This is a genomic window from Streptomyces sp. NPDC021096 (genome assembly GCF_040641275.1).
Taxonomy (GTDB): domain Bacteria; phylum Actinomycetota; class Actinomycetes; order Streptomycetales; family Streptomycetaceae; genus Streptomyces.
Window position 1 is genome coordinate 1 of the sequence record NZ_JBFADG010000010.1, and the last position, 26,155, is coordinate 26,155.

General features: G+C 72.8%; 20 protein-coding genes. 6 read left to right on the forward strand and 14 right to left on the reverse strand.

Features of this window, described 5'->3' with window-relative positions; translation table 11 throughout:
• Positions 1-187 precede the first annotated feature (187 nt).
• From sucD to AB0G59_RS15955, 5 genes are all read right to left on the reverse strand, one after another.
• A complete protein-coding gene (gene sucD / locus AB0G59_RS15935) occupies positions 188-1,072 on the reverse strand; it encodes a succinate--CoA ligase subunit alpha (protein ID WP_360911901.1) in 885 nt (294 codons plus the stop codon).
• A 20-nt stretch (positions 1,073-1,092) separates the two neighbouring features.
• A complete protein-coding gene (sucC, locus tag AB0G59_RS15940; RefSeq protein WP_071965120.1) occupies positions 1,093-2,271 on the reverse strand; it encodes an ADP-forming succinate--CoA ligase subunit beta in 1,179 nt (392 codons plus the stop codon).
• 269 nt (positions 2,272-2,540) lie between these two features.
• A complete protein-coding gene (locus AB0G59_RS15945) occupies positions 2,541-3,746 on the reverse strand; it encodes a VWA domain-containing protein (RefSeq protein ID WP_360911903.1) in 1,206 nt (401 codons plus the stop codon).
• On the reverse strand, positions 3,743-6,199 hold the full coding sequence (locus tag AB0G59_RS15950) for a DUF5682 family protein (protein WP_360911905.1): 2,457 nt from the start codon (positions 6,197-6,199) through the stop codon (positions 3,743-3,745). Before AB0G59_RS15950 ends, AB0G59_RS15945 begins: the two co-directional genes overlap by 4 nt.
• Positions 6,196-7,296, reverse strand: coding sequence for an AAA family ATPase (locus tag AB0G59_RS15955; RefSeq protein ID WP_360911907.1), 1,101 nt, complete (start codon positions 7,294-7,296; stop codon positions 6,196-6,198). Before AB0G59_RS15955 ends, AB0G59_RS15950 begins: the two co-directional genes overlap by 4 nt.
• Before the next feature lie 127 nt (positions 7,297-7,423).
• Here AB0G59_RS15955 and AB0G59_RS15960 point away from each other — a divergent pair, with 127 nt between their 5' ends.
• Together AB0G59_RS15960 and AB0G59_RS15965 are read left to right on the forward strand one after the other, a co-directional pair.
• On the forward strand, positions 7,424-8,827 hold the full coding sequence (locus AB0G59_RS15960; RefSeq protein WP_360911909.1) for an SWIM zinc finger family protein: 1,404 nt from the start codon (positions 7,424-7,426) through the stop codon (positions 8,825-8,827).
• A gap of 70 nt (positions 8,828-8,897) precedes the next feature.
• The gene (locus AB0G59_RS15965) at positions 8,898-10,499 is read left to right on the forward strand and encodes a DUF5691 domain-containing protein (RefSeq protein ID WP_360911911.1); all 1,602 of its coding nucleotides are present in this window, start codon (positions 8,898-8,900) and stop codon (positions 10,497-10,499) included.
• 72 nt (positions 10,500-10,571) lie between these two features.
• Here the strand turns inward: AB0G59_RS15965 and AB0G59_RS15970 are convergent, their stop codons facing one another.
• Entirely contained in the window at positions 10,572-10,985 is a 414-nt protein-coding gene (locus AB0G59_RS15970) for a cobalamin B12-binding domain-containing protein (RefSeq protein WP_071962626.1), read from the reverse strand.
• A gap of 384 nt (positions 10,986-11,369) precedes the next feature.
• Here AB0G59_RS15970 and AB0G59_RS15975 point away from each other — a divergent pair, with 384 nt between their 5' ends.
• Both AB0G59_RS15975 and AB0G59_RS15980 read left to right on the forward strand, forming a co-directional pair.
• The gene (locus AB0G59_RS15975) at positions 11,370-12,251 is read left to right on the forward strand and encodes an alpha/beta fold hydrolase (RefSeq protein ID WP_360911913.1); all 882 of its coding nucleotides are present in this window, start codon (positions 11,370-11,372) and stop codon (positions 12,249-12,251) included.
• 230 nt (positions 12,252-12,481) lie between these two features.
• Positions 12,482-14,101 (forward strand): peptidoglycan DD-metalloendopeptidase family protein, encoded by a 1,620-nt coding sequence (locus AB0G59_RS15980; RefSeq protein ID WP_360911915.1) that lies wholly within the window; start codon positions 12,482-12,484, stop codon positions 14,099-14,101.
• A 46-nt stretch (positions 14,102-14,147) separates the two neighbouring features.
• Here AB0G59_RS15980 and pcrA read toward each other — a convergent pair whose 3' ends face one another.
• Entirely contained in the window at positions 14,148-16,655 is a 2,508-nt protein-coding gene (gene pcrA / locus AB0G59_RS15985) for a DNA helicase PcrA (protein WP_360911917.1), read from the reverse strand.
• Positions 16,656-16,748: 93 nt separating this feature from the next.
• Positions 16,749-17,102 carry a hypothetical protein gene (locus tag AB0G59_RS15990; RefSeq protein WP_360911919.1) on the reverse strand — a complete coding sequence of 118 codons (354 nt, stop codon included), beginning with the start codon at positions 17,100-17,102 and terminating at the stop codon, positions 16,749-16,751.
• A 278-nt stretch (positions 17,103-17,380) separates the two neighbouring features.
• On the opposite strand from AB0G59_RS15990, the gene AB0G59_RS15995 reads away from it, so the two are divergent.
• Entirely contained in the window at positions 17,381-18,469 is a 1,089-nt protein-coding gene (locus tag AB0G59_RS15995; protein ID WP_360911921.1) for an NlpC/P60 family protein, read from the forward strand.
• On the opposite strand, the gene AB0G59_RS16000 is transcribed toward AB0G59_RS15995, so the two are convergent.
• Positions 18,466-19,695, reverse strand: a complete 1,230-nt coding sequence (locus AB0G59_RS16000; RefSeq protein ID WP_360911923.1) for an MFS transporter — start codon at positions 19,693-19,695, stop codon at positions 18,466-18,468. The genes AB0G59_RS15995 and AB0G59_RS16000 overlap by 4 nt on opposite strands.
• An 88-nt stretch (positions 19,696-19,783) precedes the next feature.
• Positions 19,784-20,527: a hypothetical protein gene (locus tag AB0G59_RS16005; RefSeq protein WP_360911925.1), complete on the reverse strand. Its 744-nt coding sequence runs from the start codon at positions 20,525-20,527 to the stop codon at positions 19,784-19,786.
• A 113-nt stretch (positions 20,528-20,640) separates the two neighbouring features.
• On the opposite strand from AB0G59_RS16005, the gene AB0G59_RS16010 reads away from it, so the two are divergent.
• On the forward strand, positions 20,641-21,147 hold the full coding sequence (locus AB0G59_RS16010; RefSeq protein WP_360911928.1) for a MarR family transcriptional regulator: 507 nt from the start codon (positions 20,641-20,643) through the stop codon (positions 21,145-21,147).
• A gap of 57 nt (positions 21,148-21,204) precedes the next feature.
• Here AB0G59_RS16010 and AB0G59_RS16015 read toward each other — a convergent pair whose 3' ends face one another.
• The 4 genes from AB0G59_RS16015 to AB0G59_RS16030 all read right to left on the reverse strand — a co-directional run bounded on the left by AB0G59_RS16015 (position 21,205) and on the right by AB0G59_RS16030 (position 26,097).
• Positions 21,205-22,320, reverse strand: coding sequence for an alpha/beta hydrolase-fold protein (locus tag AB0G59_RS16015; protein WP_360911930.1), 1,116 nt, complete (start codon positions 22,318-22,320; stop codon positions 21,205-21,207).
• Positions 22,321-22,465: 145 nt separating this feature from the next.
• On the reverse strand, positions 22,466-23,158 hold the full coding sequence (locus AB0G59_RS16020) for a response regulator transcription factor (protein WP_071962617.1): 693 nt from the start codon (positions 23,156-23,158) through the stop codon (positions 22,466-22,468).
• Entirely contained in the window at positions 23,155-24,426 is a 1,272-nt protein-coding gene (locus AB0G59_RS16025; RefSeq protein ID WP_104531572.1) for an ATP-binding protein, read from the reverse strand. Before AB0G59_RS16025 ends, AB0G59_RS16020 begins: the two co-directional genes overlap by 4 nt.
• Before the next feature lie 66 nt (positions 24,427-24,492).
• Positions 24,493-26,097, reverse strand: coding sequence for a protein kinase (locus AB0G59_RS16030; RefSeq protein ID WP_360911932.1), 1,605 nt, complete (start codon positions 26,095-26,097; stop codon positions 24,493-24,495).
• Positions 26,098-26,155 lie beyond the last annotated feature (58 nt).

A 26,155-nucleotide genomic window follows, 5' to 3' on the forward strand; every position in this document is an offset into this window, starting at 1 on the left:
CGGTTTTCTTGCGTTTCGCTCTCATTTCCCGGTTTTGTCGGTTGTTGGGACTCAAATTTGCATTTGAACGTTTTGGCGGGGCATATGGGTGTGGGCCCGTCCCCCTCGAGGGGGACGGGCCCACACCCTGGAAGCGGGGCCGCGGCGTCCGCCGCGGCCGGCCTCCGATGTCGCTACGGCCTCGGCGTCAGCCGGCCAGCGCGGCGCGCGCCAGGCGAGCCGTCTCGGACGGGGTCTTGCCGACCTTCACGCCCGCGGCCTCGAGGGCCTCCTTCTTCGCCTGCGCGGTGCCGGACGAACCGGACACGATCGCACCGGCGTGGCCCATCGTCTTGCCCTCGGGCGCGGTGAAACCGGCCACGTAGCCGACGACCGGCTTGGTGACGTTGGCCTTGATGAAGTCCGCGGCCCGCTCCTCGGCGTCGCCACCGATCTCGCCGATCATGACGATCAGGTCGGTCTCGGGGTCGGCCTCGAACGCGGCGAGCGCGTCGATGTGCGTGGTGCCGATGACCGGGTCGCCACCGATGCCGACGGCGGAGGAGAAGCCGATGTCACGGAGCTCGTACATCATCTGGTAGGTCAGCGTGCCGGACTTCGACACGAGACCGATGCGGCCGGGCTTGGTGATGTCGCCCGGGATGATGCCGGCGTTGGACTGGCCCGGGGTGATGAGACCGGGGCAGTTCGGGCCGATGATGCGGGTCTTGTTGCCCTTCGAGCCCGCGTACGCCCAGAAGGCGGCGGAGTCGTGGACGGCGATGCCCTCGGTGATCACGACGGCCAGGCCGATCTCGGCGTCGATCGCCTCGACCACGGCGGCCTTGGCGAACGCCGGCGGCACGAAGACGACGGTGACGTCGGCACCGGTCTTCTCCATCGCCTCGGCGACGGAGCCGAAGACGGGCACCTGGGTGCCGTCGAAGTCGACGCTCGTGCCGGCCTTGCGCGGGTTCACGCCACCGACGATGTTGGTGCCGTCGGCCAGCATGAGCTTGGTGTGCTTCATGCCCGTGGCGCCGGTCATCCCCTGGACGATGACCTTGCTGTCCTTGGTGAGGAAGATAGCCATGGTTGTGGAGTCCTCGTCCCTTACTTAGCCGCAGCCAGCTCGGCGGCCTTGTCGGCCGCGCCGTCCATGGTGTCCACGCGCTGGACCAGCGGGTGGTTGGCGTCGGACAGGATCTTGCGACCCAGCTCCGCGTTGTTGCCGTCGAGGCGCACGACCAGCGGCTTGGTGACGTCCTCGCCCTTGGCCTTGAGCAGCTCCAGGGCCTGGACGATGCCCTTGGCGACCTCGTCGCACGCGGTGATGCCACCGAAGACGTTGACGAAGACGGACTTGACGTCCGGGTCGCCGAGGATGATCTCGAGACCGTTCGCCATGACCTCGGCGGAGGCGCCGCCGCCGATGTCGAGGAAGTTCGCCGGCTTGACGTTGCCGTGGTTCTCACCGGCGTACGCGACGACGTCCAGGGTGCTCATGACGAGACCCGCGCCGTTGCCGATGATGCCGACCTGGCCGTCGAGCTTGACGTAGTTCAGGCCCTTGGCCTTGGCGGCCGCCTCGAGGGGGTTGGCCGCGGCCTTGTCCTCGAGCGCCTCGTGCTCCGGCTGGCGGAAGTCGGCGTTCTCGTCGAGCGAGACCTTGCCGTCGAGGGCGATGACGTCGCCGCTCGCGACCTTGGCCAGCGGGTTGACCTCGACGAGGAGCGCGTCCTCGGCGACGAAGGTCTTCCACAGGGTCACCATGACCTCGGCGACCTTCTCGGCGACCTCGGCCGGGAACTTCGCCTGGGCGACGATCTCGCGGGCCTTCTCGATCGTGACGCCGTTGTTGGCGTCGACCGGCACCTTGGCGAGCTTCTCGGGGGTCGTCGCGGCGACCTCCTCGATGTCCATGCCGCCCGCGACCGAGGCCATGGCCAGGAAGGTGCGGTTGGTGCGGTCGAGGAGGTACGAGACGTAGTACTCCTCGAGGATCTCGGGGGCCGTCTCGGCGATCATCACCTTGTGGACCGTGTGGCCCTTGATGTCCATGCCGAGGATGTCCGTCGCGCGAGCGACGGCCTCGTCCGGCGTGGCGGCCAGCTTCACGCCGCCGGCCTTGCCGCGGCCACCGACCTTCACCTGCGCCTTGACGACCGACTTGCCGCCAAGGCGCTCAGTCGCCGCGCGCGCCGCCTCAGGCGTGTCGATGACTTCACCGGCCAGCACCGGTACACCGTGCTTGGCGAAGAGGTCCCTCGCCTGGTACTCGAACAGGTCCACGCGCGTCCGTCCCTTTTCCATGGATATCGCGGTTCGTTGTCTGCGCGGGCGTGCCGCAGGGCAGCGTGACGACGCGATCTTTTACGAGGGCGGCACACGTTCACCGTTGACGCGGCATGTCCGTCTCGCAGGTTATCCCCGAGGGCGGGGGCTCCCTAAATCGCAGGTCACACTCGGGCCGTGATTACGCTCACAGATCGCGACGACGCCGTACGCATTTCGGGTATACAACGGGGCCACCGCAGCCGCAGCGCTTTCGCCCGCCGGGCTCACGCCGCCGTGTCCGGTATCGGCAGCGGGCGCTTCTCCAGGGCCGCCGCCATGACGTCCGGGAAGAGGTCGGGCGTACAGGCGAAGGCGGGGGCGCCGAGGGCCGCGAGCGCGGCGGCGTGGTCCCGGTCGTAGGCGGGCGCGCCCTCGTCGGAGAGCGCGAGAAGTGTGACGAACTGGACACCGGACGCCTTCATCGCCGCCACCCGTTTGAGCATTTCGTCGCGGATCCCGCCCTCGTAGAGATCACTGATGAGGACGACGACGGTCTCGGCCGGTCGGGTGATCCGTGACTGACAGTAGGCGAGCGCGCGGTTGATGTCCGTGCCGCCGCCGAGCTGGGTGCCGAAGAGCACGTCCACGGGGTCGGCGAGCTGCTCGGTGAGGTCCACGACGGCGGTGTCGAAGACGACGAGGCGGGTGTCGAGGGCCCGCATCGAGGCGAGGACCGCGCCGAAGACGGAGGCGTAGACGACGGAGGGGGCCATCGAGCCGGACTGGTCGATGCAGAGGATGACCTCCTTCTTCACCGACTGCGAAGCCCGGCCGTAACCGACGAGGCGCTCCGGGACGACCGTGCGGTACTCGGGCAGATAGTTCTTGAGATTGGCCCGAATGGTGCGGTCCCAGTCGATGTCGCGGTGCCGGGGCCGGCTGACGCGCGCGGAACGGTCGAGGGCGCCGTTGAGCGTGGCGCGGGTGCGGGTCGTCAGCCGTTTCTCCAGCTCCTGGACGACCTTGCGGACGACGGCGCGGGCGGTCTCCTTCGTGGTCTCGGGCATCGCCTTGTTGAGGGACAGCAGGGTGCCGACGAGATGGACGTCCGCCTCGACGGCTTCCAGCATCTCCGGCTCCAGCAGCAGTGCGGACAGGCCGAGCCGGTCGATGGCGTCGCGCTGCATCACCTGAACGACGGAAGCCGGGAAGTACGTGCGGATGTCCCCCAACCAGCGTGCGACCCGCGGCGCCGACCCGCCGAGCCCGGCCTCGCGCGGCCCGCCGGCCCGCTCGCGGCCCGCGTCGGGGCGGCCGCCGTAGAGCGCCTCCAGCGTCCGGTCCATGGCGGCGTCGCTCCCGGCGAGCGCGCACCCGGTGCCGTCACCGCCGTCGCCCTCGCCGCCCAGCACGAGCCGCCAGCGCCGCAGCCGCTCGGCGGCGTCGGTGCCGGCGTGCCCGGCCGCATTCGTGATCGTTCCTGTGGTCATCGTTCCGCTCCCCCAGTCGGTGCCGTGCCCAGCAGCAGGCGCATCGTCGGCAGTACGGCCCGTGCCCGCTCCTCGTCGAGGGCCGGGCCGAAGCCGGGTATGCCCTTCTCCCCCGCCGTCGTCCCGCCCGGGCCCTCGCCGGCCGGGCCCCGGCGGATCTGTTCGCCGAGCGTGCGGCGCACCCCCGGCTCGAACGCGGAGAAGGTGCGGCGCAGCAGCGGCAGTACGCCCGTGAAGGCCTCCGGCGGGACGCCGGTGAGCCAGGCGTCGACGAGGGCGAGGAGGCGTTCGTCGTGGACCAGGAGCATGCCGCCGGATCCGCCGCTGCCGACGAACCCTTCGATCCAGGAGGCCGCCTCGGCCGGTGCCGTGCCGGGCGAGAGCGCGCGCGCCATGAGCCGCGCCGCCTCCTCCTCGGGCAGCCGCCCGTCGTCGAGCAGCAGCCGGGCCGCCCGGCCGCGTATCCCTCCGGGCAGCCCTTCCCGACCGGCCAGCACCTTGAGCACGGCGGCCCACCGCTCGCGCATGCCGGGCTCGGCGGGCTCACCGGGCTCAGTGGACTCGGCGGGCCGGGCCGGCTGGTCCGACTCGGCCAGGAGGCCGACGGCCTGGTGGACGGCGTCCACATGGCCCCGCATTTCCGTGGCGGCGTCCGTGTCGAGCCCCGCGCAGGCGGCGGGCAGTCCGACGAAGACGCGTTCGGCCAGCCCTGCGGCCACCTCGCCGAGTGCGGCGGTGTCCGTGCGGCGGACGTCGCCGTAGCGCACGGAGCGGACGAGGGCGGGCAGGGCCTGGGCCAGGTGTCCGACGTCCGTGTCGAGGGCCGCCCGCTCGGAGAGGGCGTTCATGACGACGGGCAGGGCATCGGACAGGCCGGCGAGCAGGCACCGTTCGGCCAGGGTGGTGACGTCGGCGAGGGCGGTGGCCTCCCGGGCCAGGGCCTCGGACCTGGCGGTCGCCGCGCTCTCCACGGTGGTGCCCCACACCCCGGCTTCGGCGAGCCGCACGGCCAGTTCGGGCTCCCAGCACAGCCGCCAGGTCTCACGGAACGTACCGAGACCGCTCCGCGCGCGCGTCGGCTCGCCCCAGCCGACGCCGAGCAGCCCCAGCCGGTGCAGCAACCGGCTGCGCGCCGCGTCCGTGTCCTTGCGCAGATCGAACTCCCAGTCGCGCCAGGCCGCTTCGGGCTTGAGGCGCAGGCTGCGCTGGAGGCGCGTCAGGTCGCGCCGCAGGGGCGAGGCGGGCGCGGAGTCGGGGACCTCGCCCAGCACGTCGCCGATCACGAGCCGGTCCCGGACGAGCGCGAGGGGCACGTCCGAGCCCTCGCACATCACGGCGCGGATCGCGTCGGTGGTCTCGGTGAGCCCGGCGAGCGGCCGCCCGCGCAGCGTGGCGAGGGTGTCGGCCAGCCGCACGGCCTCGATGACGTGGGCGGAGGAGACGGGGTGGTCCTCGTCGCGCAGCAGTCTCGCGACGGTGGTCATCCAGCGCTCGACGGGCCGGTCGGGGGCGTGGAAGAGGTGCCCGTACCAGCCGGGCGAGGTGATCCCGGCGCCGTAGCCGCTGTGCCGCGCCAGCCTGCGGTGGGTCCACGGCACCCAGCCGATCTCGGCCTTGACCTTGGGCAGCCCCTTGAGTGCCTGCCGGTCTGCGGTGACGGTCCGCTTGGCGGCGAGCGCGGGTACGTGCCAGGCGCCGCAGACGACGGCGACCGCGTCCCCGAACTCCCGCCGCGCCTGGCGGAGTTTGAGCCGCATGTGCGCTTCGCGCACGGCGTCCCGGGCGCCGGCGCCCTCGGCGCTCGCACCGCCATCGCCGCCGTCGCCGTCGGCGTCGTCCTCGCCGAAGGTGGCCCTCAGCTCGGCCATGGCCTCGGCGATGGCCTGGAACGGCGCGAGCGCGTCACCGCCCCCGGGGCCACCGCCACGGCGGTGTTCGACGGCGTCCTCCCACCACAGCTCGGGATCGTCGTACCCGGCGACGCCGGCCAGCGCGGCCAACGGATCCAGCCGCGACACCGACGGCACCGTCGTGGCGTCGGCCCCGGCTTCGGCGCGGGTGTCGGATTCGGCGTCGGTCTTGGTGTCGGGCGACGGCTCGGGGGCGGCCGGGCCGCGCCCGCTCAGGGCGAGCGAGTGGGCCGCCGGCAGGTCGATGAAGCGCACCGGCACGTCATGGGCCAGGGCCCAGCGCATGGCCGCCCATTCCGGCGAGAACTCGGCGAACGGCCAGAACGCGGCCCGCCCGGGGTCGTCGGCGGCGTGGGCGAGGAGGGCGACGGGCGGGCGCATGTCCTCCTCGGCGGCGAGGTGGACGAGCGCGTCCGCCTCGGGCGGGCCCTCGATCAGCACGGCGCTCGGCCGGCACTGGTCGAGCGCCGCCCGGACGGCCCGCGCCGAGCCCGGGCCGTGGTGGCGCACCCCCAGCAGCACCGGGGCGGCGGCGGTGCTCATGCCGAGACCTCTCGGCATGCCCGGTAGAAGTCCTTCCAGCCGTCGCGCTCGCGGACGACGGTCTCGAGGTACTCCTGCCAGACGAGCCGGTCGGCCGCCGGGTCGCGGACCACGGCGCCGAGGATGCCGGCGGCCACGTCCCCGGCGCGCAGCACGCCGTCGCCGAAGTGGGCGGCCAGCGCCAGGCCTCCGGTGACGACGGAGATCGCCTCGGCGGTGGAGAGCGTGCCCGAGGGCGACTTCAGCTTCGTACGGCCGTCGGTGGTGACCCCCTCGCGGAGCTCACGGAAGACGGTGACGACGCGGCGGATCTCGTCGCTCCCGTCGGGCGCGGCGGGCAGGTCGAGGGAGCGGCCGAGCTGGTCGACGCGGCGGGCGACGATGTCGACCTCGGCGTCGGCCGTGGCGGGCAGGGGCAGGACGACCGTGTTGAAGCGACGGCGCAGGGCGCTGGAGAGCTCGTTGACCCCGCGGTCGCGGTCGTTGGCCGTGGCGATCAGGTTGAACCCGCGGACGGCCTGCACCTCCTCCCCCAGCTCGGGAATGGGCAGGGTCTTCTCGGACAGGACGGTGATGAGGGTGTCCTGGACGTCGGCCGGGATACGGGTCAGTTCCTCGACGCGCGCGGTCATGCCCTCGGCCATGGCCCGCATGACGGGGCTCGGCACGAGTGCTTCGCGGCTGGGGCCGTGGGCGAGGAGGCGGGCGTAGTTCCAGCCGTAGCGGATGGCTTCCTCGGCGGTGCCGGCCGTGCCCTGGACGAGCAGCGTGGAGTCGCCGCTGACGGCGGCGGCCAGGTGCTCGGACACCCAGGTCTTGGCCGTGCCGGGCACGCCGAGCAGGAGCAGGGCGCGGTCGGTGGCGAGCGTGGTGACGGCGACCTCGACGACTCTGCGCGGGCCGACGTACTTGGGCGTGATCACGGTGCCGTCGGGCAGCGTGCCGCCGAGCAGGTAGGTGGCGACGGCCCACGGCGACAGGCGCCAACGCTCGGGCCTGGGGCGGTCGTCGGCCGCCGCGAGGGCCTTCAGCTCGTCGGCGAAGGCGTCCTCCGCATGCGGTCGCAGGGCTTCGGTCTCAATTCCGGGCACGGTCACAAGTCCCCCTCGTCGTGCGCTTCCGGGATACGTCGACCACCCTGCACCACGCCACTGACAATCGACCTCGGCGCGATAAAACCGCTGGTCAGAGCGATTGTCAGTGGCGGGCCCTACCTTCGGTGGCATGAATCCGCAGGGGGAACGCTGGACGGCGGAACAGGTGCTCGCGCTGGCTCCTGACGCCGCATCACGCAAGGCGGGCGCCAAGCTCGCGGCGCCCGGCCCGTGGTCGGGCGCGGGCACGGACGGGGGGACGCCCGGGGGCGGGGGCGCGGGCGCGGTCTGGGGGGAGTGCGCGGGCAGCGGAAGCAAGCCGTACCGCACGGTCGTGGACCTGTCGGGGCAGGGCGGGCCGGGCTTCCACTGCAGCTGCCCGAGCCGCAAGTTCCCGTGCAAGCACGCGCTGGGCCTGCTGTTGCTCTGGGCCGAGGGCGAGGGGGCCGTGCCGTCCTCGGCCGCGGAGCCGCCCGACTGGGCGGGGCAGTGGCTGGCCCGGCGGCGGCAGCGTGCCGGGCGGGCCGCGGAGCCGGGGGCCGAGGCCGGCCCGGCGCGGTCGGCGGCGGGCGCGGAGGCGGCGCGGCGGCGCGCCGAGCGGCGGGCGCAGCGGATCGCCGCGGGCGCCGCGGAGTTGGAGCAGCGGCTGGCCGATCTGCTGCGGGGCGGTCTCGCGTCGGTCGAGGGCGCGGGGTACGGGCAGTGGGACGAGACGGCGGCCCGCATGGTCGACGCCCAGGCGCCCGGCCTCGCCTCGCGGGTACGGGAGTTGGCGTCGGCGACCGGCGCCGGGGCGGGGGCCGCGTGGGCGTCCCGGCTCCTGGAGGAGTGCGCCCTGCTGCACACGCTCAATCAGGGGTATCTGCGGGTGGAGCGGCTGCCGGAGCCGCTGGCCGCCACGGTCCGCTCGCGCGTCGGCATCACCTCCGACGCGTCGGCGCTGCTGGCCTCGGCGACGCCCGTCCGGGACCACTGGCTGGTCCTGGCCCAGCGGGACAGCGACGACGGCCGCCTGGTCACCCGCCGCATCTGGCTCCACGGCCGCCGTACGGGCCGCATGGCCGTTGTCCTCTCTTATGGCGCTGCCGGCCGCGTGCCCGAGCTGTCCCTTCCCGTGGGCCTCGCCCTGGACGCCGATCTCGTGTTCCATCCTTCGGCGCGGCCCCTGCGCGCGGTGCTGGGCACCCGCCACGCGGCTCCGGCGCCCTGCCCCGAGCCGCCGCCGGGCGGCGACACGACCGCCGCTCTGCACGCCTACGGCGAGGCCCTGCGGGACGATCCCTGGCTGGAGGCGTGGCCGGTGGTGCTGTCGGCCGTGGTCCCGGTGCCGGGCGCGGACGGGCGCGGGTGGCAAGTGGCGGACGCGGAGGGCGAGTCGGCGCTTCCGGTCGATCCCCGGTGCGACGGCGACAGTACGGGGTTGTGGCGGCTCGCGGCGATATCCGGCGGTGCGCCGGTACGGGTCTTCGGCGAGTGCGGCCACCGGGGCTTCACTCCGCTGGCGACATGGGATCCGGACGTGGTGGCGCTGTGACGGCCGCCCGTTCCGGCAGGGATTCATCCGCCCCCAGCGGGGCGGGCCGCACTCAGGGAAGGGCAAGCAGATGACCAGTACGTGGGACGAGCTCGTCACCACCGCGCTGCTCGGCACCGAGCGGCGCACCGTGCCCGTGCGGCAGGAGCCCGGGCAGGAGGCCGCCGCCGCGCTGCTGGACGCGGCCGCGGTACGGACCGTGCAGCGGCGGGCCGCGCTGTTGCCGGTCGCGGCGCGGGCGCGGCCCGGGGCGGCGCCGCAGGACGAGCGGCCGGCGCTGCCGGAGGCGGCGCGGCGGCGGCTGGCGCTGCTGCTCGCCGACCGCGCGGGCCCCGGCGGCGGGGGGCGCCGGGGCGGCGCCCCGGACCTCACCGAGCTGCTGCCCCAGTGGCTGGCGGCCGCCAATGGCCACGGCTACCGCGTCCCGGCGGCGCTGTTGCCCGCGCTGCTGGAGGCGGCCCGGGCCCGCAGCGACCTGCGCCCGGAGGCGCTGGCTCTGGGCGGGCCCCGGGCGCTGTGGCTGGCCCGGCTCAACCCGCAGTGGAAGTACGCGCTGCGCGGGAACGCGGCGCCGGCCGCGACGACCGCCCCCGCGAGCGGTGACGGTGCCGGGGAGCGGGCCTGGCAGGAGGGGCTGTTCGCCGAGCGGGTCGCGCTGCTGGCGGCGTTGCGGCGCCGTGATCCGGCGGCCGCGCGGGAGTTGCTGGCCTCGACCTGGGGGAAGGAGCGGGCGGAGGACCGGCTGATGTTCCTGGACTCCCTGCGGGAGGGGCTCTCCGGCACCGACGAGCCGTTCCTCGAGCAGGCCCTGTCGGACCGGAGCCGTAACGTCCGCGCCACGGCGGCCGAGCTGCTGTCCACCCTGCCCGGTTCCGCGCTCGCGGCACGGATGGCCGAGCGCGCCCGTGGCTGCGTCGCCCTGGACCGCACCACCGGTGCCGGGCCGCGCATCGTGGTCGAGGCGCCGCCCGAGTGCGACAGCGGGATGGAGCGGGACGGCGTCGTGGCCAAGCCGCCGTCCGGGCGGGGTGAGCGGTCGTGGTGGCTGAGCCAATTGGTGGAGGCGGCGCCGCTGGCGATCTGGTGCGAACGGTTCGGGGTGGGCAGCGCGGCCGAGGCGGTGGCGCTGCCGGTCGCCGACGGCTGGCAGCCCGACCTGCACGCCGCATGGTGCCGGGCGGCCGTGCGGCAGGGGGACGCGGAGTGGTCACGCGCCCTGCTGGGCCCGGCGGCCACGCCGCCCGCGCCGGCGGGCTCGTCCTGGCTGGACCCGGCGAAGCTGCTGTCCGCGCTGCCGCCGGTGGAACGGGCCGAGTGGGTCGCGGAGTTCATCGCCGTCCACGGGCTGTCGGAGGCGTTCCGGCTGCTCGGGGTGTGCGCGGTGCCCTGGGCGGAGCCACTGGGGAGGGCGGTGGTGGACGCCCTGGACAGCGCCCGGGACGCGGGCGGCTACCCATGGAGCTTCAGCGGCGTGATGGGCCTGGCCGAGCGCTGCCTGGACCCGGACCAGGCCGACCACCTGGCGGCCCTCACGGCTGCCCCCGAGGAGGCGGCGACCGTCCCGGCACCGTCCACGGGCGCGGCCGACTACTGGACGGAGGCCTTCCAACGCCTCATAGGAACGCTGCGTCTGCGCGCCACGATGCGAGCGGAGCTCGCGGGGACCGCATAGGCCCGCGCGCCCCGCCGCCCCGCGACCCACCGGCCCGGCACCGGTGCCCCGGTGCCGCCGGTCGTGGTACGGCTACGCGCCTGCCGGCTGGCGGACGTTGGCGTTGACCCAGGCCACGATCGACGTCGTCGTCGCGCCCGGGGTGAAGATCTCCGCGACGCCCTGCTCCTTGAGCAGGGGGATGTCCGCCTCGGGGATGATGCCGCCGCCGAAGACCTTGATGTCCGCCGCGTCACGCTCCTTCAGGAGCTCTATCACCTTGGCGAAGAGAGTGTTGTGCGCGCCCGAGAGGATGGAGAGGCCGATCGCGTCGGCGTCCTCCTGGATCGCGGTGTCGACGATCTGCTCGGGCGTCTGGTGGAGGCCGGTGTAGATGACCTCCATGCCGGCGTCGCGCAGCGCACGTGCGATGACCTTGGCGCCGCGATCATGGCCGTCGAGCCCCGGCTTGGCCACCACCACGCGGATCGGACCGGTCACTCCCATCACTGCCTCCATGTACGTGCAAGTACGTGCCGTCAACCGGCCGCGAGGTTCCCCTGCCCACAGGGCCGGGGAGGTGAACGAACGTTATCTCCAGCATCCCGCAAGCGGCCGTTTCGCGGTGGAGAGCGAGGGGGAAATCACACGTGGGACTACACGTTCGCTACGCACCGCTTTCACACCCCGCGTCTCACGGGCCACACCCGCCCGCTCGGACCCCGGGCGACCGGGCCGGGAGCGGTCGCGAGGGGAGCCGCGACGAGGCCGCCGCGCCCTGTGCCGTCAGCCGCGCGGCGCAGCGGTGCCGGCAGGCAGCGCACAGCTGCCCAGGAGGGCGCACGGGGGAGAGGGTCGCCTTCTGTGTGCTGTTCGGGAGGTCGGTCGGCCATGGGGGCTCTGCCCTTTCTCCATATCCTTCTGCGCCCTTGTGCTCTTGTGCGTCCGTCGGCGGCGCTCGTGCGCTCCACGGTGCTGGAGCTGACGATCTTCGCCGCGCACGTACTGATGTACCCCATCGGCGTGGCGCAGGAGCGCAGGCCGCCGCCCGTGCCCGCCGCCCCGGCCGGCCCGCCCGTGCCGGCCGCGTCCCAGGCGCTGGCCGAGCCGGCGGACCCGGGCGCCGGGACGCCCTCGGCGCACGCGCCCGTGCTCCTCCTCCACGGCTTCATCGACAACCGCTCGGTCTTCATGCTGCTGCGCCGCTCGCTGCGCCGGCACGGCTGGCCGCAGGTCTGGTCCCTCAACTACTCCCCCCTGACCTGCGACCTCCGCACCGCGGCCGCCATGCTCGGCCGCCATGTCGAGGAGGTCTGCGCCCGCACGGGCCACGAGCGGGTCGACATGGTGGGGCACAGCCTGGGCGGCCTCATCGCCCGCTACTACATCCAGCGGCTCGGCGGCGACGCCCGCGTGCGCACTCTGGTCACGCTCGGTACGCCGCACGGCGGTACGCGCGTGGCGCCCCTGATGTCCGCGCATCCACTGGTTCGGCAGATGCGCCCCGATTCGGATGTCATCGCGGAGCTGGCCGAGCCCGCCCCGCATTGCGCGACGCATTTCATCGCCTTCTGGAGCGACCTGGATCAGATCATGGTGCCCGTCGGGACGGCCGCTATCGATCACCCTGATCTGATTTCGCGCAATGTGCGCGTAAGCGGCGTGGGCCATCTCGCCCTGCCCGTTCACCCGGAGGTGGCCGCGGGCATCCGGCAGGCGCTGACCACGGAGGACGCGCAAGCCGGCGCCGCGGGAGCCGCGTCCGTCGCCTGATAGCCCGCATACGGCCCGGCCACCGAGGGTCCCGCCGCCGCGTCAAGCTTCCGATAACAAGTCGAACGAATATCGAACGTCGAGTCGACTCATCACGGCTCCATCCACCAAAAGGCGGCTAAATGCCCAGGGCCCGACCGGCCGAAACGGGATGAAGATTGTCGTCGCCGCATACCGCCGGGTACAGTCGCCGCTAATTCTCCTGCTGCCAAGGCGAAATGGAAGTGGTGGTGAACGACCGTCACCCGTCGGCGGGCCCGGCTCCGTCCGTTCCCGCTCCCGATGCCTCCTATGGGTATTACCCCTCGTACGAGCAGCAGAGCAGTCCCCAGAGCTACGCCCCGTACGACGGCTACAGCTCCGGCCAGTGGGACGTTTCCAGCGCTTCAGGCGGTTCCGGCCATTGGGACACGACCAGCCAATGGGGTGTCACCGGCCAGACCCAGACCTGGGACTTCAGCGGCTACGACCTCGGCGGGCAGGCAGCCCCGCACGGCACCGGTCAGCACCCCATAGGAGCGCACCACACCGGTGAGTACTCCGGGCAGTGGGACACCTCCGGCCAGTGGGACACGGGCGCCTGGAGCGCGGCCGGGTCCGCGGCGGGGTCGTACGACACGGGTCACCACCAGGCCAACCAGTGGGACACCGGCGCCCACTCCCAGTCCTGGGACACCTCCGGCCAGCAGTACCCCTCGCAGTCCTGGGACACCTCCGGCTGGGCCCAGGCTCAGGGCCAGGGGGGCCAGGGCCAGGACGGGTCCTGGGCGGGGGACCTCAGCGCCCAGCAGACACAGACCTGGGACGCCAGCGCGTACGCGGCGATGGAGAACCACCGGACCGGGGCCGACCCGGCCCCGGAGCCCCAGGCCACGCACGCCCCCACGCTCATGGTCGACCTCTCGGGCGTCGACCTCCAGGACGGCGGCAAGGACTCCGCCCCCACGGCCGCCGTGCCCGGCCCCCGGGCCGTCGCCGACGCCGAGACGCGCACCATGATGGTCGTCGAGCCGCCGGAGCCGGACGCCGAGGACGACATCACCCCCGCGCCCTCGCGCGCCGCACGGCAGGACGACGCCCCGGACCGCTCCCGCGCCAGCAGGCGCAAGGGCGCACCCGCCCGCGCGGGCTACCGCCCGCGCCGCAAGGCGCTGCTGACCGTCGCCGTGCCCTCGGTCGCCGTCATGGGCGTGGCCGGCATCGCGGCGGCGTCCGTCGTGGCGGGCGGCGGCGAGAAGGAGAACACGCACACCACCGCCGCCTCCGCGCCCGACACCTCCGTCAAGCTCTCGGCGGCCAACAGCAAGCTGGACACCCAGCTCGCGAGCCTCAGCCGCGGCGCCGACGACTTCGCCTCCCGTGCCAACCGCACCCAGGAGCGCATCGACCTCAAGGCGCGCCAGGACGAGGAGCGCAAGCGCAAGGCGGAGGAGGCCGCGCGCAAGGAGCGCGAGCGGCCCAAGTTCTCCCTGCCCGTCTCCCAGCACGGGCTGAGCGCGATGTACGGCCAGGCGGGCATCAACTGGATGTCGGTGCACACCGGCATCGACTTCCCCGTCAGCTACGGCACCCCGGTCATGGCCGCCACCGACGGCACCGTCCGTACGCAGTACAACGTGGCCTACGGCAACATGGCCATAGTGACGTCGCCCGACGGCACCGAGACCTGGTACTGCCACCTCAGCAGCACCAAGATCCGGTCCGGGCCCGTCAAGGCCGGCGACGTCATCGCCTACTCCGGCAACTCCGGCAACTCCACCGGACCGCACCTGCACTTCGAGGTCAGGCCCGGCGGCTCGGCCGTCGACCCGCTGCCGTGGCTGCGCAGCCACAGCCTCGACCCGACGTGACCTGACCGGACGGCCGGGCCCGGGCCCGGCCGTCCGCGCCCGGCGGTTACAGCTTCTCGACCGGCGCGTACCGCAGCAGCAGCCTCTTCGGCTTCTCCCCGCCGAAGTCGACCGTGGCCTCGGCGTTGTCACCACTGCCCTTGACCGCGATGACCGTGCCGAGCCCGAACGAGTCGTGCGTGACCCGGTCGCCGGTGGCCAGCGCCACCACGGGCCGGTCCTTGGCACGCCGCGTCGCGAAACCGCTGGGCCCGGCCTTGGCGCCGCCCCGGCTCCGGGACGACGAGGACGACGAGGACGACGAGGACGACGAGAACCCGGACGAGAAGCCCGACGTGATGCCGGACCCCGCGCCCAGCGAGGACGCGGACGGCGTCGCGGGCCCCGTACGGCGCCAGGTCAGGTACTGCTCGGGGATCTCCTCCAGGAACCGCGACGGCGGGTTGTAGGAGGGCTGGCCCCATGCGCTGCGCATGCTGGCCCGGGTCAGGTACAGCCGCTCGCGGGCGCGCGTGATGCCGACGTAGGCCAGGCGCCGCTCCTCCTCGAGCTCCTTCGTCTGGCCCAGGGCCCGCATGTGCGGGAAGACGCCGTCCTCCAGGCCGGTGAGGAAGACGCAGGGGAACTCCAGGCCCTTCGCCGTGTGCAGGGTCATCAGCGTGATGACGCCCGTGCCCTCGGTGTCCTCGTCGGGGATCTGGTCGGAGTCGGCGACCAGCGCCACCTTCTCCAGGAACTCGGCCAGCGTGCCGGGGCTCTCGGCGCCCTCGGCGGAGCGCTCCTGCTCGAACTCCAGGGCGACTGCCGCGAGCTCCTGGAGGTTCTCCACGCGGGTCTCGTCCTGCGGGTCGGTCGACGCCTGCAGCTCGGCCAGATAGCCCGTGCGCTCCAGCACCGCCTCCAGCACGGTCGCGGGCCCGGCCCCCGACTCGACGATGGTGCGCAGCTCCTCCATCAGCACGTTGAAGCGCTTGACGGCGTTCGCCGAGCGGGCCGCCATGCCGTACGCCTCGTCGACGCGGCGCAGCGCCTGCGGGAAGCTGATCTTCTCGCGCAGCGAGAGCGCGTCGATCATGGCCTCTGCGCGCTCACCGATGCCGCGCTTGGGGACGTTGAGGATGCGCCGCAGGGGCACGGTGTCCTCGGGGTTGGCGAGCACCCGCAGGTAGGCCAGGACGTCACGGACCTCCTTGCGCTCGTAGAAGCGCACGCCGCCGACGACCTTGTAGGGCAGCCCGACGCGGATGAAGATCTCTTCGAAGACACGGGACTGGGCGTTGGTCCGGTAGAAGACGGCGACGTCGCCGGCCTTGGCGTCCCCGGAGTCGGTCAGCCGGTCGATCTCGTCGGCGACGAACTGCGCCTCGTCGTGCTCGGTGTCGGCCACGTAGCCGGTGATGGTCGCGCCCGCGCCGGCGTCGGTCCACAGGTTCTTCGGCCGGCGGTTCTGGTTGCGCTCGATGACGGCGTTCGCGGCGCTGAGGATCGTCTGCGTGGAGCGGTAGTTCTGCTCCAGCAGGATCGTGGTGGCGTCCGGATAGTCCTCCTCGAACTGGAGGATGTTGCGGATGGTGGCGCCGCGGAAGGCGTAGATCGACTGGTCGGCGTCGCCCACGACGCACAGCTCGGCGACACCCTCCTCGCCGGCCGTCTCGGGTGTGCCCACCAGCTCGCGCACCAGGGTGTACTGCGCGTGGTTGGTGTCCTGGTACTCGTCGACCAGGACGTGGCGGAAGCGGCGGCGGTAGTGCTCGGCCACGTCCGGGAACGCCTGCAGCAGGTGGACGGTGGTCATGATGATGTCGTCGAAGTCCAGGGCGTTGGCCTCGCGCAGCCGTGCCTGGTACATGACGTACGCCTCGGCGAGCGTCTTCTCGAAGCCGTCCGCGGCCTGCGCGGCGAAGGCCTCCTCGTCGACGAGCTCGTTCTTCAGGTTGGAGATCTTCGCGCTGAAGGACTTCGGCGGGAACTTCTTCGGGTCCAGATCGAGGTCGCGGCAGACGAGCGCCATGAGGCGCTTGGAGTCGGCCGCGTCGTAGATCGAGAAGGAGGACGTGAAGCCCAGCTTCTTGCTCTCGCGGCGCAGGATCCGCACGCACGCGCTGTGGAAGGTCATGACCCACATCGCGTGGGCGCGCGGGCCGACGAGCTGCTCGACGCGCTCCTTCATCTCGCCCGCGGCCTTGTTGGTGAACGTGATCGCGAGGATCTGGCCGGGGTGGACGTGGCGCGCGCCCAGCAGGTGGGCGATGCGGTGGGTGAGCACGCGCGTCTTGCCGGAGCCGGCGCCGGCGACGATCAGCAGCGGCGAGCCCGTGTGCACCACGGCCGCGCGCTGCTGGTCGTTCATCCCCTCGAGCAGCGCCGCCGGGTCCACGACGGGGCGGGCGGCGCCGTCGCGGTAGTACGCCTCGCGCGGCACGGGCGCGTCGAAGGCGCCGCCGAACAGGTCGTCCGGCAGCGGCTCCGGGGCCGTGTCCTCCGGGGGCGGCGGGTGCTCCTCGTCGGAGGGGGCCAGGTCCGCCAGGAAGCTGTCGTCAAAGAGGCTGCTCATCGCCTCCCGAGTCTAGGCCGCCCCACTGACAGCCGGTCCCGGATCCCGCGGACAGTGGTCAGCCCCACAGCACGGGCGACGGCTCGTGCCCGCTCAGACCCACAGCACGGCGATGAAGACGTTGGCGGCCGTCAGCGCGCCCACGGCGCCGAACGCGGCCGCCCCGACCTTCTCGTCGTCGCGCTTGACGTAGACCAGGCCCAGGATGACGACCAGCAGGGCCATCTTCACGCCGAGCTTGACGGTGTTGAGCGTGTGGTCCTGGGCCTGGTGGAGGCCGACCAGCGCGACGCCGGTGACCAGCATGGTCAGCGCGCCGTGCAGCATCGCCGGGACCATGCGCGCCTCGCCCCTGCCCATGGCCTTCATCTGGGTCATGAAGCCGCCGAGGAGCGCGGCGATACCGATGATGTGCAGGCCGACGACGGCGTGAATGAGTACGTCCATGGGGCCCGACCCTAGCCGGGCCCATACCACCCATCGGCGGCCAGGTGGGGGTAATCGGAGCTTCGGTCAGTCCAGGGCTCCTTGTGTCCGTACGGTCGGGAAGCGCCCGCCATGCACAGTCGCGAAACGGCCGAATGCAGCCAATACCGGTCATGGCCGTTTCCCTGTGACCCCGGGGTTTAGCGTCCTCCTCCAGACGGCGGTGGCCTGCCCTCCCCCCCCTCGTGCGGGCCGCCGCCGGGCACCTCTTGCCGGACCCGAAGGAAGTGACGGCCGACGTGGCGACGCACCGAAAGCCCAAGCAGCACCCCCTCGCCGGCAGCACCGCCCGGACCGCGGCGACCCTCGCCCTGGCGGGAGCCGCCACCGCCACCGCCCTGGAGGGCACCGGCCACGCCGCCCCCGCCCTGACCCCCGCGCAGGCGAAGGCCCAGGTGGCGGGGTACTACCAGCAGGCCGAGGTGGCCACCGAGAAGTACAACGGCGCCAAGGAGCGGACCGACCGGGCGCGGTCCGCTCTCGAGAGGCTGCAGGACGAGGCCGCCCGCAAGACCGAGCGGCTCAACTCCGCCCGCAACGCCCTCGGCTCCTTCGCCACCGCCCAGTACCGCGACGGCGGCATGCCCGCCGGCGTGCGGCTGCTGCTCTCCTCCTCCCCCGACCGTTATCTGGAGAGCGCCTCCCTCGCCGACCGCGCGGGCACCCGGCAGGCCACGGCGGTCGCCCGGGTGCGGCACGAGCTGCGCGACGTCCAGCGGGTCCGCACCACCGCGGGCGCCCGGCTCTCGGAGCTCAGGCGCGAGGAGGCCGCGCTCGCCGCGCACAAGCACACGATCGAGGCCAAGCTCGAGAAGGCCAGGCAGCTGCTGCAGGAGCTCCCGGCCGTCGAGCGCACAGCGGTCGAGGCGGGCGAGGGCGTCGCGACCGCCGGCGCGGCGGCGGGTGCGGACGTCAAGGAGGCGGCGCACGCCGCGCTCGCGCCGGTGGCCCCGCACGCCGGTGCGGACCGGGCCGCGTCGGGGCGCGCCGCCCAGGCCGTGGCCTTCGCCTACTCCGCGATCGGCAAGCCGTACGTGTGGGGGGCGACCGGCCCGTCCGCGTTCGACTGCTCGGGGCTGACGCAGGCCGCGTGGCAGGCGGCGGGGGTGTCGCTGCCGCGCACCACGTACACCCAGATCAACGCCGGGCGGCGGATCGCCCGTAACCGGCTCGCCCCCGGCGACCTGGTGTTCTTCTACTCCGGCATCAGCCACGTCGGCCTCTATGTCGGCGGCGGCCGGATGATCCACGCCCCGCACCCCGGGGCGCCCGTGCGGATCGCGTCGATCGACGAGATGCCGTTCGCGGGAGCGTCGCGCCCCGCCTAGCCGAGGACCAGCAGGGTGGCGAGCGCCGGGCCGAGGGCTCCGCCCATGAGGTAGGCGAGCTGGAACAGGCCGATACCGGTGGGGCGCTGGGAATCGGGGACGGCGGAGGCCGCGGTCATGGACTGGGTGGCGTTGACGCCGGTGGCGCTGAAGACGGCGAGGCCGATTGCCGCGAACAGGATGATCGCGCTGTGGGCGAAGACCGCCGCCGTTGCGGCGAGTGCCCCCACCACGAGCAGGATCGCCCGCACCCTGGTCCGGCCCAGGCGCGCGGCGACGGCCGCGAAGACGAGGGTGAGCGCGGATCCGATGATCATGGCGACCATCTGGCCCGTGGCCACCGAGCCGGTCGACCAGCCGGCCCGGTCGGCGATCAGCCGCGGGATCGCGAACAGCAGCGTGAAGTACGACGCGGACAGGGCGAGGGCCATCAGGGCCGAACTGCGGAAGAGCCGGGAGCGCAGGGCGGCTGCAGGGACGTAGCCGTCCGGGCGGCGACGTATGTGCAGGGACAGCAGGACGCCGGTGACGGCTGCCGCGGCGAGGGCGGGCAGCGGGTTCGACGGCAGCAGAACGAGGCTGCTGGACAGGACTGCCAACAGCACCGCGCCCCGGGCGTCGAAGCGGCCCTCGGCGGTCGGGACCCTGGTGGTGTGGCGACTGACCGCCGGGACGGCCAGGAGGGTGAGCAGCAGGATGGACAGGGCGGCCCGCCAGGAGAGGGCGTCGGTGAGGCGCTCGCCGAGCAGCGGACCCATGGCGCCGAGGATCCCGGTCCCGGCACTGATCACGCCCATGCGGCGGGCCGTGCCGGCCAGATTCATGGCGATGGCCATCATGCCCGCTCCGCCCGCCGCCTGGCCGGCCCGTCCGGCGAGGGTGAGCGGCAGCCACGGCGAGGTGGCCACCACCGCGGTCCCGACGGCGACGAAGGCGGCGCTCAGCCACAGCGCGGTGCGCGTACCGCGCCGGCGTACCAGCGTCGCGATCAGTGGTGTCGCGACCGCCAGTGCCAGCGCGAAGACGGTGACCAGCCATGACGCGCCGGCGGTGCTGATACCGAGTGCGCGGCTCATGTCGCCGAGGATCAGGACGGTCGCGTTGTTGGCGGCGGCGACCGGTGTGGCGAGCAACGCCAGCCACAGGATGGGGACGCGGCCCGCGGATTCGGCGGCGGCGGAGAGGGAGGGCGTGCGCGTGACGGCCGGGCCGGTGGTGGTGGGCATGTCTCTTCCTGCTGGTGGGTGCTGGTGGGATGTTTCGCGTGAGGGGCGGATCAGACGGTGAACATGAGGCGTTCACCGTGGGCGCCGGTCAGGGCGCGGTCACTTCGTCGAGCAGCCGCGGGGCGTCGCCGCTGAAGTCGATCCACGGATTCGTGCCCAGTGCCTGTGCGCCGTCCACGCTCGGCTCCTCGTAGCGCATGACGAACTTCTCGGGGCCGTGGACGTAGGCCACGATCAGGCCGTACCCGGCGTCGAGGAAGGCGCCGTGGGGGCCGAGGCCGGGGTAGCTCACGCGCCAGGCCGGATCGCCGGTCCCGACCGCGCCTACCGACAGCTTCGCGACCACGCCGTCGGGCAACAGGTAGAACCACGTCCACGGGCCACCGGAGACGACCGTCATCACCTCGTCGACGCCGACACCATGGTCGGAGCTGTTCACGTGGAGCCTGCCGAAGCGCTCCTGCACGGCGTGCAGGGCGTCGGCGTCCATCGTCTGCATGTCGTACACCTTCGGGTACGGGGGAACGCCGGCCTCGGAGGTGTTCAGGAAGCCGCCCCGATGCGCCTCCGGGCGGCGGCCGGCCAGCTCGATCTGCTCCACCAGCTGCCCCCGGTGCATGCCGAACAGCGAGAGCAGTTCCGCGCCTTCCTCTTCCGAGAGCGCCCGGCCCTTGGACGCCTCCAGCATCGGGTGGGCTTCCGTGGGAATGGGGACCTGGCTGACCCGCACGCCCACCGTGCGCAGGACGCGGTTGACCGCCTCGACGCCGGTGGTGGCCGGTCGGCCGTCGGAGTACGAGAGCTTCAGGTTTCCGTGGTCTGCGGTCGTCATTGCTGCTCCTGAGGTCCTTCAAGGCAAGATCTTTTGACGTTGAAATAAAAGCACGCTTGCTTGTTCAACGTCAAGCCTTTTAAGGTTGAATGAATCATGGAGAGGGTGATGACGTGACCGATGCGGTGGACCTGATCATCGAGCAGTGGCGCAGGGAACGGCCCGAGCTGGCGGGCAGCCTGCAGTCCGTGGAGGTGATGGGGCGCGTGCAGCGCATGCAGCGCGTGTACGACCAGCACTTCAAGAGGCTCAGTGACGAATTCGGCGTGAACATGGGCGAGTTCGACGTGCTGTCCACACTGTGCCGCTCGGGCCCGCCCTACACGCTCAGCGCCGGCGCCTTCGCGAAAGCGGCCATGGTGTCCCCGGGCGCCATCACGAACCGCATGGACCGCCTGGAGGACAAGGGTCTGGTCGAGCGGATCCGCGACCGCGCCGACCGGCGATCGGTACAGATCCGCCTCACCGAGCGCGGCAAGTCACTGATCGACGAGGCCATCGTCGCCCACCTGCGGGACTACGACGAGATCCTGTCCGTCCTGACCCCCGAGGAGTACGGGCACATCGCCTCGGGCCTGCGCAAGATTCTCGAGGCCCAGGGCGACACCACGCTCAGCTGATCACGGCGCGGCCCGCACGTCCGTCAGCCGCTCGGTACATGCGCTCAGTACGTGCGCTCAGTACGTGACCTGCTTGGTCAGCCACCGGAAGACGTCCGGCACCTGCCGCTTCCAGACGGCCGTGCCATGGCCGCCCGCGCCGGCCGGGACCATGCTGACCTGGACGGTCGTCGGCGGCTTCGCGGACTGTTTGATCGCCAGGCCGCCCTGGTAGCCGTCGCCCTCGGCGCCCGAGAGGAACAGCGCCACGCGGGGCGGGGTCTTGGCGTGCTGGAGCATCTTCCAGGGGTTGTTCGCGTCCCGCAGCTCCGGCGTCTTCGCGGTGAGGGAGCCCGGCTCGCCGATGGGGTCGTTGTAGCCGGACAGGCTCACTCCGGCCCGGTAGCGGTCGGGGTGGGCGACGGCCAGCTTGGCGGCGCAGTGGGCGCCGGCCGAGTAGCCTGCGACGGCCCAGCCGTCGGGCTTGTCGGTGACGCGGAAGGTGTCGGTGACCATCTTGCGGACGTCGACGCTCAGCCAGGTGTCGGCGTTGACCTTGCCGGGGGTGTTGGCGCAGCCGGTGTCGACGTCGCCGAGGAGGGTGGTGCGCGGCGCCACGATGACGAAGGGGGCCACCTCGCCCTTCTCCATCAGGGGCTTGAGCTGGGTGTTGACGTTGAGGGTGCCGAACCAGGCCTTGGCCGAGCCGGGGAAGCCGGGCAGCACCTCGACGACGGGGAACTTCTTGTCCTTGTAGGCGGGGTCGTCGTACTGCGGGGGCAGCCAGACGTACACCTCGCCCTCCACGCCCGATATGCGGCCCTTGAGCTTGGTCTCCTGGACGCCGGGGCCCATGCGCTTGTCGGACGCGGGCGTGAACTTCTGCACCACCTTCGGCTCGCCGTCCACGGACTTGCCGCCGGTGCCGTCCGGGCCGAGGTCGGCGGCGGCGTTGACGTGGTCGCCGGTGCCGAGCAGGTCGGCCCAGGTGTCGAACAGGCCGTTGGAGTTGTTGACGATCACGAAGACCATGACTATCGCGGTGGCCTGCGCGAACAGCAGCATGAAGAAGCGCGCGAGGTGGCGTACGAACCGGGGGCCGCGGATCCTGCCCCACAGGGCGAGGGGCAGCGCGAGGGCCACCACGACCAGGACGATCGTGGTCAGGAAGAAGGGGGTCCCCGTCAGGCTCATCGCGTCATCGGGCTCTCGTTTCCGGTTCTGTGCCTCTCGCCTGTGAGTAGATGACGGGAAGAGCGAAGAGGTTCCCACCGGTGCGCACGGGGCGTGGCGGCGCGGAGGGCCGCCACGCCTGTCGGACCGGCCGCCGGACCGGCCCTCAGACCAGCCGTCGGGCCGTCGCCCAGCGCGTCAGTTCGTGACGGTTGGACAGCTGGAGCTTGCGCAGCACCGCCGAGACGTGCGACTCGACCGTCTTCACCGAGATGAACAGCTGCTTGGCGATCTCCTTGTAGGCGTAGCCGCGGGCGATCAGGCGCAGGACCTCGCGCTCGCGCTGGGTGAGGCGGTCCAGGTCCTCGTCGACCGGCGGTGCGTCGGTCGAGGCGAACGCGTCGAGCACGAAGCCGGCCAGCCGGGGCGAGAAGACCGCGTCGCCGTCCCTGACCCGGAAGACGGCGTCGATCAGGTCGGTGCCGGTGATGGTCTTGGTGACGTAGCCGCGGGCGCCGCCGCGGATGACGCCGATGACGTCCTCGGCGGCGTCGGAGACGGACAGCGCAAGAAAGCGGACCGGGGCGTTCTGGTCGGCCATCAGGGGCGCGCAGCGGCGCAGCACTTCCACTCCCCCGCCGCCCGGGAGGTGGACGTCCAGCAGGACGACCTCGGGCCGGGTCGCGGTGATGACGGTGACCGCCTGGTCGACGTCGGCGGCCTCGCCGACGACCTCGACGCCCGTGCGGTCGGTGGCTCCGATCTCCGCCTGCACGCCCGTACGGAACATGCGGTGGTCGTCGACGAGCACCACCCTGACGTGCCGCGCGACGCTCTCGCCGGTCTCTTCGCTCGTCATGTCGCCTTCTCCGCCCTCTCCATCTCCAGCTCCACTTCCGTCCCCCCGTCGGGCGCGGAACGCAGTCTCGCCGTGCCGCCGTTGCGCTGCATCCGGCCGATGATCGACTCGCGGACGCCCATCCGGTCGTCCGGCACCGCGTCCAGGTCGAAACCGGGACCCCGGTCGCGGACGGAGATGAAGACCGTACGCGCCTCGACCTCGGCGTAGACCTGCACGGCCCCGCCCTGGCCACCGTACTTGGCCGCGTTGACCATGGCCTCACGGGCCGCCTGCAGCTGGGCGCCGAGCCGCTCGTCGAGCGGGCAGTCGCCGACCACGACGACCTCGATGGGCACGCCGTGGTAGTCCTCGACCTCCGCGGCGGTGGCCTTGACGGCCTCGGCCAGGGTGCTGGGCTCCTCGGCCTCCTCCTTGCCGCGGCCCTCGGGGTTGTAGAGCCAGTTCCGCAGCTCCCGCTCCTGGGCCCGGGCCAGGCGGGCGACCTCGCGGGAGTCCTCGGCGTTGCGCTGGATCAGGGTGAGGGTGTGCAGGACGGAGTCGTGGACGTGGGCGGCGACCTCGGCCCGCTCCTGGGCGCGGATGCGCATCGTCCGCTCGGCGGTGAGGTCCTGGGTCATCCGGACGACCGAGGGTCCGGCCAGGAGCGCGATGCCGACCAGCACGGCCAGCGAGGCCTGCAGCACGGTGCCCAGGTGCTCGGCCGAGCCCTGGAGGACGACGATGCCGGTCGCGCCGACGCCGACCAGGACCACGCCCGCCGCGCCGCGCGCGAGGGGCAGGACGCGCTTGCGGCGGCCGACCTCCATCCAGTGGGCCCGGCGGGCGTTGTCGGCCTGGCGCCAGACGAGGGCGACGCCCGCTCCTATGAAGATCAGGGGCCAGATGTAGGTGTTGGCGCGGCCGAGGTGGAGCCGGTCGAGGAAGATCGCGGCGCTGATGAGGAGCGCGATGAGCGCGAAGACCTGGCCGCGGTCGGGCTTGCGGGCGAACAGCCGCAGGCGCCCGTCGGCGGAGACCTGGGCGACGGCCCGGCGCGGCGCCTCCACGCCGCCGACGCCGAGCGGCACCACGAACCAGAACACCGCGTACAGCAGCGCGCCCATGCCCTGTGCCATGAACAGCGCCAGGAACACCAGCCGCACCCAGGACACCGGCACCCCCAGGTGCCCGGCGAGCCCACGGGCCACTCCGCCGAGCAGCCGACCGTCCGCGCTGCGGTAGAGCTTGCGCAGGGGCGGGCTGTCGGGACGTGCGGCGGTGGTCATGCACAGATCGTCACACGGTCGGGCCCGCCGCGGCATCAGGGTCGTCCCTGACGGGCCCCCTATCCGTCACCTGTCCTTGGGCAGCCGGAATCCGTCCCGGACGTCGTCGAACACCTTCTTGTGCTTGTGCCAGTCGGCCGCGGGCGCCGAGAGGTAGATGGCGTACTCGTTGCCGCCCGGACGCCCGAAGCCCAGGTCGGCGGCGCGGAAGTCGCGCGCCCGGCCCCGCCAGCTGAACTCCCAGATCGCGGCCGGCTGGCCGCGGAACTCCGTGCTCTGCATGCGCAGCTGCTTGTAGCCCGGGAGCTTGCCCTCCGCCACGGACTTGGCCTCGTCGTCCTTCCACCGCTGGAGGGGATCGCTGCTGGCGAGGTCGAGGACGGAGACGCGCAGCCCGACCAGTTCGGTGGGGTCGACATAGAGGATCTCGTCGCTGTCCGGCAGCTTCTTGCGCTTCCAGCCGTCCGGCACGGGGAAGGAGACGCCCACCCCCTTCTCGTCGACGAGGTGGTAGCCCTTCGGCACGGCCGGCAGCGGGCTCGCTCCGGGGCTCGCCGGCGCGCTCGCCGAGGGCTTCTCCGACTGCGGGGGCGCGGCCTCGTCGTCCTCCTGGCCGCCGTCCTGCGGCAGGAAGTACGCCCCGGCCGCCAGGGCCGCCACGAGGGCGACGGCGACGGTGCTCCACAGCGCCGTCCGGCGCCGCTTGGGCGCGGCCGGGGCCGCGGGCACGGACTGCGGGGCGGTGGGGGCGGTGGCGATCGGGTCGGCGACGGTCGTCGGTTCGGGCCGCGGCTCGGGCCGCTGGGGCCGCTCGGTCCGCTCGGTCCTCAGGGGAGCCGTGGCGGGCTCGGCGGCCGGCTCGCGCAGGATCTGCTCCACCAGCTCGGCGGGGGGACGCAGCGCCGGGTCCTTGGCCAGCAGGGTCTCGATCAGCTTGGTCAACGGGCCCGCCCCGCGCGGCGGCACCAGCGGGTCCACGGCGATGGAGTACGCCGTCTCGACCGCGGTGTCCTTGCGGAACGGCGGCCGGCCCTCGAGGGCCTGGTAGAGCGTGGCGCCGAGCGCCCACAGGTCGGAGGCGGGGCCGGGCTTGGCGCCCTTGACCCGCTCGGGGGCGATGTAGTCGATGGAGCCGACCATCTCGCCGGTCTTGGTCAGGGTGGAGGTGCCGCTGGCCTGGGCGATGCCGAAGTCGGTGAGGACGACCCGCCCGTCGTCGCCGAGGAGTACGTTGCCGGGCTTGACGTCACGGTGCAGCACGCCGGCCGCGTGGGCCGCGCGCAGCGCCGCGATCATGCCGCGTCCGATGCGGGCTGCCTCGTCCGGGCTCAGGGTGCCGCTGCCGAGCAGGTCGCCGAGGGTCGTCGAGGGGACGTACTCCATCACGATGCACGGCAGTCCGGCGTCCTCGACGACGTCGTGGACGACCACGACGTTGGGGTGGGTGATGCGGGCCGCGCTGCGCGCCTCGCGGCGGGTGCGCTCGTAGAGGGTGGCGAGCTCGTCCTCCTGCAGGCCCGGGGAGACGTGCAGCTGCTTGACGGCGACCTGGCGGCCCAGCAACTGGTCCTCGGCACGCCAGACGGTGCCCATGCCGCCACGGCCTATGCGCTCGACGAGCCGGTACCGGCCGGCGACGAGCCGTCCCGTTCCCGGCACTGCACTGTGCATCGCGCGCCCCTCCGGTTCCCCCGCGTGTGTTCGATCCGCCACACCCTAACCGGCCGGG

What these genes read in the sequence shown, in the direction of transcription:
- AB0G59_RS15975 (WP_360911913.1), top strand. Translation starts at nt 11,370, where the DNA reads ATGGGGGCTCTGCCCTTTCTCCATATCCTTCTGCGCCCTTGTGCTCTT.
- pcrA (WP_360911917.1), bottom strand. Translation starts at nt 16,655, where the DNA reads ATGAGCAGCCTCTTTGACGACAGCTTCCTGGCGGACCTGGCCCCCTCC.
- AB0G59_RS15990 (WP_360911919.1), bottom strand. Translation starts at nt 17,102, where the DNA reads ATGGACGTACTCATTCACGCCGTCGTCGGCCTGCACATCATCGGTATC.
- AB0G59_RS15970 (WP_071962626.1), bottom strand. Translation starts at nt 10,985, where the DNA reads ATGGGAGTGACCGGTCCGATCCGCGTGGTGGTGGCCAAGCCGGGGCTC.
- AB0G59_RS15965 (WP_360911911.1), top strand. Translation starts at nt 8,898, where the DNA reads ATGACCAGTACGTGGGACGAGCTCGTCACCACCGCGCTGCTCGGCACC.
- AB0G59_RS16005 (WP_360911925.1), bottom strand. Translation starts at nt 20,527, where the DNA reads ATGACGACCGCAGACCACGGAAACCTGAAGCTCTCGTACTCCGACGGC.
- AB0G59_RS15945 (WP_360911903.1), bottom strand. Translation starts at nt 3,746, where the DNA reads ATGACCACAGGAACGATCACGAATGCGGCCGGGCACGCCGGCACCGAC.
- AB0G59_RS16000 (WP_360911923.1), bottom strand. Translation starts at nt 19,695, where the DNA reads ATGCCCACCACCACCGGCCCGGCCGTCACGCGCACGCCCTCCCTCTCC.
- AB0G59_RS16020 (WP_071962617.1), bottom strand. Translation starts at nt 23,158, where the DNA reads ATGACGAGCGAAGAGACCGGCGAGAGCGTCGCGCGGCACGTCAGGGTG.
- AB0G59_RS15950 (WP_360911905.1), bottom strand. Translation starts at nt 6,199, where the DNA reads ATGAGCACCGCCGCCGCCCCGGTGCTGCTGGGGGTGCGCCACCACGGC.
- AB0G59_RS16015 (WP_360911930.1), bottom strand. Translation starts at nt 22,320, where the DNA reads ATGAGCCTGACGGGGACCCCCTTCTTCCTGACCACGATCGTCCTGGTC.
- AB0G59_RS15960 (WP_360911909.1), top strand. Translation starts at nt 7,424, where the DNA reads ATGAATCCGCAGGGGGAACGCTGGACGGCGGAACAGGTGCTCGCGCTG.
- sucD (WP_360911901.1), bottom strand. Translation starts at nt 1,072, where the DNA reads ATGGCTATCTTCCTCACCAAGGACAGCAAGGTCATCGTCCAGGGGATG.
- AB0G59_RS16030 (WP_360911932.1), bottom strand. Translation starts at nt 26,097, where the DNA reads ATGCACAGTGCAGTGCCGGGAACGGGACGGCTCGTCGCCGGCCGGTAC.
- AB0G59_RS16025 (WP_104531572.1), bottom strand. Translation starts at nt 24,426, where the DNA reads ATGACCACCGCCGCACGTCCCGACAGCCCGCCCCTGCGCAAGCTCTAC.